Source organism: Longimicrobium sp., assembly GCF_036280135.1.
In the GTDB taxonomy this organism is placed as follows: domain Bacteria; phylum Gemmatimonadota; class Gemmatimonadetes; order Longimicrobiales; family Longimicrobiaceae; genus Longimicrobium.
Map to the genome: position 1 here is coordinate 1 of NZ_DASURI010000419.1, position 10,479 is coordinate 10,479.

Annotated in this window: 9 protein-coding genes and 1 pseudogene; 5 read left to right on the forward strand and 5 right to left on the reverse strand. The window is 69.1% G+C overall.

Translation table 11 applies throughout. The features are described 5' to 3' along the window. Positions 1–100 precede the first annotated feature (100 nt). Positions 101–892, forward strand: coding sequence for an enoyl-ACP reductase (locus VFZ20_RS13435; protein WP_329684405.1), 792 nt, complete (start codon positions 101–103; stop codon positions 890–892). A gap of 171 nt (positions 893–1,063) precedes the next feature. Here the strand turns inward: VFZ20_RS13435 and VFZ20_RS13440 are convergent. Together VFZ20_RS13440 and VFZ20_RS13445 are read right to left on the reverse strand one after the other, a co-directional pair. Continuing rightward, positions 1,064–2,231: pseudogene (locus tag VFZ20_RS13440) on the reverse strand (IS4 family transposase). A gap of 245 nt (positions 2,232–2,476) precedes the next feature. After that, entirely contained in the window at positions 2,477–3,268 is a 792-nt protein-coding gene (locus tag VFZ20_RS13445; protein WP_329684406.1) for a DUF3108 domain-containing protein, read from the reverse strand. A gap of 278 nt (positions 3,269–3,546) precedes the next feature. On the opposite strand from VFZ20_RS13445, the gene VFZ20_RS13450 reads away from it, so the two are divergent. From VFZ20_RS13450 to nadA, 4 genes are all read left to right on the forward strand, one after another. Beyond that, complete coding sequence (locus VFZ20_RS13450; protein ID WP_329684407.1) at positions 3,547–4,149, forward strand: DUF4253 domain-containing protein; 603 nt, start codon at positions 3,547–3,549, stop codon at positions 4,147–4,149. Then, on the forward strand, positions 4,149–4,703 hold the full coding sequence (locus VFZ20_RS13455; protein WP_329684408.1) for an HAD family hydrolase: 555 nt from the start codon (positions 4,149–4,151) through the stop codon (positions 4,701–4,703). The genes VFZ20_RS13450 and VFZ20_RS13455 overlap by 1 nt, the downstream gene beginning before the upstream one ends. A 153-nt stretch (positions 4,704–4,856) precedes the next feature. Further along, positions 4,857–5,228, forward strand: coding sequence for an iron-sulfur cluster insertion protein ErpA (gene erpA / locus VFZ20_RS13460; RefSeq protein ID WP_329684409.1), 372 nt, complete (start codon positions 4,857–4,859; stop codon positions 5,226–5,228). 237 nt (positions 5,229–5,465) lie between these two features. Further along, positions 5,466–6,542: a quinolinate synthase NadA gene (nadA, locus tag VFZ20_RS13465; protein ID WP_329684410.1), complete on the forward strand. Its 1,077-nt coding sequence runs from the start codon at positions 5,466–5,468 to the stop codon at positions 6,540–6,542. 599 nt (positions 6,543–7,141) lie between these two features. Here nadA and VFZ20_RS13470 read toward each other — a convergent pair. From VFZ20_RS13470 to VFZ20_RS13480, 3 genes are all read right to left on the reverse strand, one after another. Then, a complete protein-coding gene (locus VFZ20_RS13470) occupies positions 7,142–8,467 on the reverse strand; it encodes an SMP-30/gluconolactonase/LRE family protein (RefSeq protein WP_329684411.1) in 1,326 nt (441 codons plus the stop codon). Between the two features lie 615 nt (positions 8,468–9,082). Next, positions 9,083–9,886, reverse strand: a complete 804-nt coding sequence (locus VFZ20_RS13475) for a LytTR family DNA-binding domain-containing protein (RefSeq protein WP_329684412.1) — start codon at positions 9,884–9,886, stop codon at positions 9,083–9,085. After that, on the reverse strand, positions 9,883–10,479 hold a 597-nt coding region (locus VFZ20_RS13480), incomplete at its 5' end, for a sensor histidine kinase (RefSeq protein ID WP_329684413.1). The genes VFZ20_RS13475 and VFZ20_RS13480, both read right to left, overlap by 4 nt.

Below are 10,479 nucleotides of genomic sequence, written 5' to 3' on the forward strand. Positions count from 1 at the left end.
GGAGGGGGCGCCGCTGGGTGCCCGCACCAATGTCGAAACGACGTCTAACGCTGGCGGTCGCGGGGTGGATCGCCGATCACATACATCACGAACGGAAGCCATGTCCGAGAGCTCGCCGCTCACCGGTCTGCTGGCCGGCAAGAAGGGCCTGATCGTCGGGGTCGCCAACCAGAACTCCATCGCCTGGGGCTGTGCCGAGTCGCTGCACGCCGCCGGGATGGAGCTCGCCTTTACCTACCAGGGCGAGACCATGCGCGACCGCGTCACCCGCACCGTCGCCACGCTGGGTGGCGACGTGCCGCTGTTCGACCTGGACGTGCGCAGCGACGAGCAGATCTCGTCCGTCTTTGCCGCGCTGCAGGAGCGCTGGGGCACGCTGGACTTCGTGCTGCACTCGGTGGCGTTCGCGCCCAAGCCGGCCATGTCCAACCCCTTCATCGAGACGCAGCGCGAGGACTTTCTCACGGCGCACGACATCAGCGCGTACTCGCTGGTGGCGCTCAGCCGCGCCGCAGCGCCGCTCATGCCCAACGGCGGCAGCATCGTCGCCATGACGTACTACGGCTCGCAAAAGGCCGTGCCGGGCTACAACGTGATGGGCGTGGCCAAGGCGTCGCTGGAGGCGTCGGTTCGCTACCTTGCCGTGGACCTGGGTCCGCGCGCCATCCGCGTGAATGCCATCTCGGCGGGCGCCATCAACACGCTGGCGGCGCGCGGCGTGGCGCACTTCCGCGACCTGATGAAGGTCACGGCCGAGCGCTCGCCCCTCAAGCGCACCGTGGAGACGGAGGAAGTGGGCCGGGCGACGCTGTTCCTGGCCTCGGACCTGTCCAGTGGCATCACGGGCGAGACGATGTACGTGGACGCCGGCTTCAACATCACCGCCGGCTGAACCACGGTACGAAGGTACAGGGTACGAAACGACGGGCGCGGATCCGCTGATCCGCGCCCGTCGTGTCTTTCTCCCGTCTCCGCGAGGAATGGGCGGGGAGGGGCCGGCCGCTGCCGGCGCGATCCATTTCTCGCGAGATGAAGTTCTCCCTTCCCCCACACTGCTGTCCGGTTAGAAGTTGAAGAGCTGCAACTGGTTAGAAACGGGCGCTTCGTAAGATGTGCGGCCAGGGCCAGAAAGTGCTTGTCGTAGCTCAGTTCGATCAAAGATGTGGACACTCAGGATCTGCAGCAATGTGTAGAGGTCGGGCAAGGTTGAGCCGCTTCTTCACGATCGCAACCAATACGTAGACCGTGATGGCAATCCAGATCTGCGCCTTCACTGCGTTGGGGCTGCGGCCGTAGAAGGCCTTGATGCGCAAGTGCTGCTTGATCCACTTGAAGAAGAGCTCGATCCTCCAGCGTGCCTTGTAGATCAGCGTGACCGTCAGCGCCGGCAGGGAGAAGTCGTTGGTCAGGAACACGTATCCTTTGCCAGTTTCGGTATCCTTGTAACGGATGCGCCTGAGCTTCTTTGGATATTTGGCGGCCGTGACCGCAATCTTCAGCACGACCGTTTGGTCGCAGATCACGCCTGTCGAGCGATCGACCTGAGCGGAGCTTCGGAGCTTGAACTTGAAGTTGCTTTTCGCGCGGGTGACGAAGGTTGCCTTCGCCTGATCGAGCCGGTACAGGCGCCCGAAATCGACGTACGCGCGATCGAACACGTAGATCGCGCCTGCCTGGAACTCAAGCTCGTCCAGGATGCGCGCGTCGGAGTGGCTGCCGGAGGTGATGCGGACAAATGCGGGGATGCTGCCCTGCAGGTCCAGCAGCGTGTGAAGCTTGACCCCACCCGCATGCTTCTGGTACTTGGCCCAGGGGAACAGGCTGATGCACAGGTCTATGGTGCTCGAGTCCAGCGCGAAGACGGTGCGCTTCAGAGCGAGATCCAGCGGCTCTTCCGCGTACAAGCGCCGAGCTTCGGAGATGAGTACGTGCGCGTAGTCGGCGTAGATGCGCCAGTCCCGCTTCTCGTTCGCATCGGCCAGCGTGCTTCGCGTGACTGTCCCGCGAATGCCCATGTGGTAGAGCTGGTCGGGAACGGCGCCCAAGCAGGCTTCAATGTCGCGCAGGCTCTCCCGATAGGTGAGTTGGGCGAAGGCCATCACCAGGAACTGGTCACGACAGGAGAAGCTTCGGACTCGGTAGTTGCCCCGGTACCGGCGAATGCAGCGGTCCAGAGCAAAGCGCGAGGCATGCTCCATCAGCTGCGAGAAGATCGTGCTGCCAAGATTCATCGGCTGCTCCTGTCGGTGAAGTTGCGACAGAGTGCAGCCGACGAGGCGGCGAGTTCAAATCGGTGCGGCTAGTTTGGAGAGATAACTAACAGCTAGGTTGTGAGTTACAGGTTTATCTACTTACCTCAGCCGGACAGTAGTGCCTCCCCCCATGCAGTTTATGGGGGAAGGGTCGGGGATGGGGGGCGCTCCGCGATCCGCCTGATCTCTGCATCCGTCCATCAAACCTCGCCCCCTCCGCTCTCCTACCGCCGCGCCATCGCCACCGGCGCCGGGGTGCATCCGCCCGTGCCGCTCTGCAGCGACAGCACCACGCGCCCGCCCACGGGCATCGACGACTCGATGCGCACGGGAATGCGCCGCGCGTCGTCCGTCAGGTGGAACCGGATCACGCCCTCGCCGCCGTTGTAGCGCTCGGGGTCGCGCACCCGCATCTCCACCTCGATGGTCTGGAACTCGCCGGCCGGCACGCGCATCCGCCCGCGGCCCACCACCCGCACCGTCACGGGGTTGCGGCCGGGCTGGTAGTGCCGCGTAAGGCTGTACGAGTCGCCGTCCGCCAGGCGCAGCGTGCGCAGAAAGTAGATGAACGACAGCTCGTCCAGCGGCGCCGCCGTGGCCATCTGCCCGCCCTCGCCGTCCGCCGTCGTCCAGCGGCGCGTGGCGGGGTCCATCCGCACCTCCTGCGTCACGCTGGACAGCGGTGAGCGCTCGCGCTTGCTGTAGCGCACGCTGGCGGCCGCTGCCGGGTCCCACCAAGACCGGCTCTGGTCGCTGATGACGGCCGGCCCCACGCGTCCGCGAAAGTCGAAGCGCAGCAGGTACGTGCGGCGCCCGCCCTCCTGCACCGGCCCCTCCACCGCCATGGTCCCCGTGCCGATGCGGCCCAGCCGGTTGCTGCCGCGGTACACGCACTGCTCGCCGGGGGCAAAGGGCAGCGACGCCTGCTGCGCGGCCGCGTCGCTCGCGCACAGCGCCGCCGCGCCCAGCGCGAGGGCGATCCGGCGAAGGTGGGTGGCTGCATTCCTGGCGTACATCGTCCGCTCCCGTGGCTGCGTGTTTCCCTTGCCCCAAGGATACGCGCACCACGTCCCACGCAGAGTCGGGAGGCCCGCTGCTCGCCTGTGGGGACGCTTCCCCATCCGCCGTAGTCCGGTCCGGGAGGGCTGCTGCCGTTCTCACCTCCCCCGCGCAGCGGGGGAGGTCGCGAGTCGACGAGCGGGTGGGGGCCCTCTGCCGCGTTGACGCACGCCGCGCAGCCGCGCAGATTCGCCTATCCGCATCCCGCGTCCACCCGATCCGCATCTCCCGATTCATGGCGTTGAACAGCGCGCCCGATTCGCTCACGCCGGACGAGGCTCAGCGCGCGCGCGAGGCCGGCGTGGACCCCGCCGTCGCCCTCCTGCTGCGCGGGCACGGCAGCGACCTGCAACCGCTGGAAGGGCTGGATCCGGAGACGTACACGCCGTATCCGGCGCCCGGTTTGACCGTCGCGATCCCGGAGGCACATTCGGTGGATGCCGTGAATGCGCTGCGCGACGGGGTGGCGCCCGGGTACGTGGCCTTTCGCTCCGAGCGCGACTTCAGCCAAAAGATCGATCGCGTCGCCGTCCTCCGCGCGGACGACCCGTTCGCCCCGCTGCGGGTGATGGGGACCAACGGCGCCAACTTCGACATCGAGACGGACCAGGTCATCGAGCGCATCCGCGAGTGGGACGCGCGGTTCGGCCTGCGCCTGACGAGCGCGTCGATGGACTGGCTGGAGGCCGAGTTCGTTCGCCCGCCGGAGGACATGCTCGCCTTTGCGCACGAGGTCTACGACTTTTGCCCGGACGTGGTGGACCAGGGCACGGAGTCCATCGAGGCGCTCGCGGACGAGATGCGGAGCACCAACACCGTCTACCTGTGGTGGGATTGATGACGCCGCGCCCCGCCGTCTTCCTGGACCGTGACGGCACGCTCATCGTGGACCGGCACTACCTGTCCGACCCGGACGGCGTGGCGCTGTACCCCGGCGCCGGCGAGGCCGTGGCGCGGCTGAACGCGGCCGGCTTCTTGGTCGCGCTGGCCACCAACCAGTCCGGCATCGGGCGCGGATACTTTACCGAGGCGCAGTACCAGGCCGTGCACGCGCGGCTCGTGGCGGACTTGGCGGCGCACGGCGCGCGGCTGGATGCCGAGTACCACGCATCGTCGTTCGCGGACGACGGCGATCCCGACGCGGACCGCAAGCCGGGCGCGGGGATGTACCTGCGCGCGCAGCGGGAGCACGGCGCGGACCTGGCGCGCTCGTGGTGGGTGGGCGACCGCCCGCGCGACGTGCAGCCGGCGGGGCGCTTCGGGGGGCGCGGAATCCTGGTCTGCGGGCCCGAGACGGACCCCGGTGGAGCGGCCGGAATGCCCTGGGTTTTCGTCGTTTACGGCTTTTCGGAGGCCGTGGAAAAGATCCTGGCCGAAACGGAAAGGTGGTGAGGGGTTGCGTGGTTGATTATCTTAGAAATCAGCATCCCCTTCCGTCCGTTGCGGGCGCGAAACCTGCAGAATCGGAACGGGTACTAAGTCGTTAGCAAACAAGAAGATGCGCGGAGCACCGCGCCTTTACCCGAGAAACAGAGCGGGGGAACCATGCAGGCACAGACCGCCACCACCCAGACCGAGGCCCCGGCCACGCCCATCATCCTCACGGCCACGGCGGCCGCCGAGGTGCGCCGCTACATCGAGGAGCAGGGCGCGGCGGACAGCGCCGGCCTGCGCGTGGGCGTGCTGCCCGGCGGCTGCTCGGGCTTTCAGTACGGCCTGAACATCGAGGACGAGGCCGGCGAGGACGACATCGTGCTCGAGGCCGAGGGCATCCGCATGTTCGTGGACCCCTTCAGCCTGCAGTACCTCAACGGCTGCGAGATCGACTACGTGAGCACCTTCCAGGGCTCCGGCTTTACCTTCAACAACCCGAACGCCAGCGGCGGCTGCGGCTGCGGCAGCTCGTTCACGGTCTGATCCGCCCCGGCGGACGGCGAAAAGGCCCGCGGGACACGCGTCCCGCGGGCTTTTTCGCGTCCGTGCACGTGTCCGGGTAACATTCTCATGATGAGCCTATTGCGGAATCGGCGCGAATTCGTTTGATTCATAGCCGTCCGGGGGCGCAGCGTGCTTCGGATGGTGGCAACTGGTTCGATCCCAACGACTTGGGCCCGCCCGCGCGGCGGGCTCTGACGCATTCGCGAGGTGACCGACGTGATCCAGATCTCCGACGTACTGCGTTCGCCGCTGGAGTACGCGCACCTGTCTCGCGAGGAGCTGGCCGAGCGCATCCGCCGCCGCAAGACGGAGCTCAACGCCGTCATCCTGGGCCACAACTACCAGCGCGTGGAGATCCAGGAGGTCAGCGACTACCTGGGCGACTCGCTGGGGCTGTCGCAGGAGGCCGCCGCCACCGACGCGGACGTCATCGTGTTCTGCGGCGTGCACTTCATGGCCGAGACGGCCAAGATCCTGTCGCCGGGCAAGCAGGTGCTCATGCCGGACCTGCGCGCCGGCTGCCCCATGGCCGACTTCGTCACGGGCGACGCGCTGCGCCGCCTCAAGGCGAAGTACCCGGACGCCGTCGTCGTGGCCTACGTCAACTCCACGGCCGAGGTCAAGGCCGAGAGCGACGTGTGCTGCACGAGCGCCAACGCCGTGCAGGTGGTCAACAGCATCCCGGCCGACCGCACGATCCTCTTCGTGCCGGACCGCAACCTGGCGCGCTACTCGGCCGAGAAGAGCGGCCGCCCGTACGTGGTCGCGGGGCGCGAGGAGGGCGAGGTGCGGCCGGGGAGCATTGTGGCGTGGGACGGCTACTGCTACGTGCACGACGACCTGGTGCTGGACGAGCTGGCCGAGGCCAAGCGGAAGCATCCGCGCGCCCTCGTGGTCATCCACCCCGAGGCGCGGGCGGACCTGCTGGCCCAGGCCGACGTCATCGCGTCCACGGCGAAGATGGTGGACATCGCCGAGCAGAACGACGAGGTGATCTTCGGGACGGAGCGCGGCATCGTGGACCGCATGAAGGCGCGCTTCCCCGAGAAGACGCTGGTGCCGCTCTCCGGCGCGGCCATCTGCGGCAACATGAAGGTGAACACGCTGGCCAAGCTGGCGTGGTGCCTGGACCACCAGCAGCACGAGCTGGTGCTGGACGAGGACGTGCGCACGCGCGCCGAGCGGTCGCTGCGCCGCATGCTGGAGCTGTCGCCCGGCGCGTTCCAGCCCACGCCCGCCGAGATCGCCATGGAGGACGAGACGGTCCGCGCGTCCGGCTGCGGCTGCGCGTGATGGCGAGTGCGTGAGTGCGGTAGTGCGTTCGTGCGGAAGTGATGACGAAGCGGCGGCACCCTGGGCGGGGTGCCGCCGCTTTTCTCGTTGGGATCGCGACTAACCCTGCGCGAATGGCGGGAGCGTTGATTTCCTGAGGGAGCGCACGCGTGGACTTCGACCGTTCACGAGCCTGTACGCGCGACCGAAGGATCTCCTACGCATGGCACGGACTTCACCATGGCGCCGGATCCTTGCACGGCGGGCAAGATCCTTCGGTCGGCGCCAAAGGTCCGCGATCGGCAGGGAATCCGCGGCGCCTCCCTCAGGAAATCAACGTCCTTGGAGGATGCGGTACAGGGCGGGATCGGCCCGGGCGTGGGGCATGCCTCCCGCCGGGTGACCGTCGCCGTTGGCGGTTGAAGCCCCGTTCGCAGAGCGCGTCAGCGCGAGACGGGGCTTACCGCAGTCCCAGCGGCGGGTTTACCCGCTCCGTCGCGATGCGTGCTACCGGTCTCGCGCCCGCTCCTCGCGATCCGTGCTATGGTCCGCGCCCGGTCCGTCGCGATGCGTGCTACGGGTGCGCTCCGTCTGTCTTGGTTCCGCGGAGTCCCGTGCGCCTACGGTCCGACGCGCGTCCGCAGCACGTGGGCGGGCTCCAGCACCATCCCGGGCTTGATCGTGCCGTCCGGGTTCAGGCGGTCCCAGCCGCTGTCGGCGATGAAGAACACCTCGCCGCCCACCAGCACCACGTGCGTGGGCTCCGTGAGCACCGGCGTGCCCGACTCGATCACGCGCCAGCCGGTGATGCGCGTCTCCGCCTCGTCCATCCGCAGCTCCATCACGCGCTTGGGCGCTACGCCGTTCTGCACGGCGATCAGCGAGTGGCCCACGCGCACCAGGCCGTCGATGCCGCTCACGGCCATGGAATCGGCCACGGGCAGCCAGGTCACCTCGCCGCTCTCTCGCTCGATGGAGGCGATGCCCAGCAGGTAATCCGCCACCAGCACGCGCGCCCCGTCCGACGACACCGCCAGCCCCTGCGGCGACGCGAACCCGCCGGACGCGAACTCCTCCAGCTCGCCTGTGCCCCGCGCGATGCGGTAGACGGCGCCCTCGTCCGCGTCCGAGACGAAGACGTCACCGTTGGAGGCCAGCGCCATGTCGCCGAACTGGTGGCGTCCGCCGGCGGGCGCGTCCCAGCGGCGGCGAAGGGCGCCGGAGTCCAGGTCGTACGCCAGCACGGCGGACCGGCCGCTGTCCGCGGCGGTGTAGGCGCCGTAGAACGGGATGGCGGCCGTCGTCGCCCAGAGCGTGCGCGACGCGGTGTCCGCGGCCAGGGCGAGCATGGCCCACTGACCGTCGCGTCCGGCGGGGACGAGCTCGCGAAAGGTGCCGTCCGCCGGCGTGTACGCCGTGATGCCGCCGTGGCGGATGCTTGAGAGGAAGAAGCGCTGCGTCCGCGGATCGTACGTGATGCTCTCCGGCAGGAACGCCGAATCCGTCAGGGCGAAGGCGGGCTGCGCGCCGGAGACGGGCCGCGCGTTGCCGGCGATGCGCTCCGCGACGGCGGCCCAGCCGGGCGCTTGGCGCAGTTCCAGGAACGCGGAGTCCGTGGCGACGTCGCGGGTGAGGCCCGTGGCGGCGTACGTCTGCAGCCACGCGAGCGCGTCTTCCGTGCGGCCCAACCGCGCGTCGGCGCGGGCGAGGCTGTAGACGATGGACGGATGGTAGCCCACCGCCTCGCGCATGCGGACGAGGTGGTAGCGCCAGTTGCCCCAGTCGCCGGCGATGCGCGCGGCCTCGCCAGCCTGCGCGTGCTGGCGCCACGTGCTGTCCTCCGCCGCCACGGCGACGGCCGAATCCGCCGTGTCCTGCGCCGCCGCCGCGCTGGACGCGAGAAGCGCCGCCACGACCGCGGCGGCGCGCTGCCTGCCGATCATCATCGATCTTCTTCCGTTGTTTCTGCGCGGCGCGTCACGTCCGCGCCGTCTCGCCTGCTACGGTATCACGGAAGCGTGTGTATCCGCCAGGGGTGGCAACCGCACGTGTCGAATGCATCGTCCGAGAGCCAGGAGCGAATGAATTCGCCGCTGGAACGGCACAAAGTCCGCCTTCGCGGACTGCACGGGCGAGTTCCGTGCGCGGCGCCTGGAATGCGTGGCGAATTTGGTTTCTGCGGGGGGTTCCCAACCCTGTGCCCTCGCGCCTCGAACGCGTCATCCTGAGGAGCCGCCGCGTGATCCCGGTCCGTACGTGAGCCCTGGCGGCGACGAAGGATCTTGTCCGCGAAACTCTGCGGCGGCCTCCGCGCAGGAAGTCTGCCTCCGGTTTCGCACACAAGATCCTTCGGTCGCGCCAAAGTCCTGCGTGTGTTCACGTTTACGCGCGGCGCTCCCTCAGGATGAAGCTACATGGGCTCCACCGAAGCCGGGGTCGGCAACGCCGGAGTCAACGCCGTTCTCCGGACGTGGATGAGATGTTCGCGGATGCCGGATTGTTCGTCCGCCGTTGCAGGCTGTGCTCTGTAACCTGTCCCCTGTCCCCCGCCGTTCCCCGGATCACAGCAGCCGGTCCCGGTACCGCCGGCTCAATCGCAGCTCCGTCCCGTCCTGCAGCAGCACCACGTAGTCACCCGCGAACCACGGACGCACCTCCTTCACGCGGTCCACGTTCACGATGGTGGACCGGTGGATGCGCGTGAACCGCCGTGCATCCAGCTGCTCCTCCATCCCGCCCAGCGTGGCGCGCACCAGGTGGGCGTCGCGGCCGCAGTGCAGGCGCACGTAGTTGCCCTCCGCCTCCAGCCAGTCCACCCGCTCCACGGGTACGAAGAACATCCGCTCGCCTTCCTTGACCAGCAGGCGGCCCGTGTGCGCGGGCGCCGGCGGGGCGGCCGGCGCGGGCGCGGCCGTGCCCTCCAGCTGCTGGGCCAGGGCGCGGCGCTCGCGGTCCAGGTGCTCCAGCAGCTCCGCCAGGCGCCCCGCCTCCGCGCCCGGCGCGGCCAGCTGCTTCGCGGCGCGCTGCACGGCGGCGCTCAGCCGGGCGGGCGTGTAGGGCTTGAGCAGGTAGTCCAGCGCGTGCACCTCGAACGCCTGCAGCGCGTAGCGGTCGTACGCCGTCACGAAGACGACGGCGGGCAGCCTGTCCGCCCCCACCTGGGCCAGCACGCCGAACCCGTCCAGCTCCGGCATCTGCACGTCCAGAAAGACGAGGTCGGGCCGGTCGCGGCGGATGGCCTCCACGGCCTCGCGGCCGCTGGCGCACACGCCCACGACCTCCACCTGGGGCTCCTCGTCCAGCAGCCGCGACAGGCGCCGGCGCGCCAGCGGCTCGTCGTCCACGATCAGCGTGCGGATCTTCATGCGGTCGTCAGGGCAGGGGGAACGGCGCGCGGCTCGTGCTCCGCGCCGGCGGGCCGGTAGGGGATCTCGATGAGCACCAGCGTGCCGCCGCCGGGCGCGTCGGCCAGCTCGAAGCGGTGCGCGTCACCGTACGTCTGCCGCAGGCGCAGGCGCGTGTTGCCGATGCCCACGCGCTCGCGGCGCTCGTCCGGCGGCGGCAGCCCGCGCCCGTCGTCGCGCACGGTGATGCGCACGCGGTCGTCCACGCGGCGCGCGGCGATGGTGAGCGTTCCGGGCGCCACGCGCGGGCTCAATCCGTGACGGACGGCGTTCTCCACGAGCGGCTGCAGCACCAGGTTGGGGACCACGCAGTCCAGCACGTCGTCGTCGACCTGCCGCACGATGGTGAGACGGTCGTGAAAGCGCGTTCGTTCGATCTCCAGGTACGCGCCCACGAAATCCAGCTCGCGCGCCAGGGGCACCTCCTGCCGCACGGCGCCGTCCGTCGTCATCCGCAGCAGGTCGCCCAGCTGCGCGATCATCAGCTCGGCGCCGGGGGGATCGTGGTGGACGAGCTCGCTGATGGAGTTGAGCGTGTTGAACAGGAAGTGCGG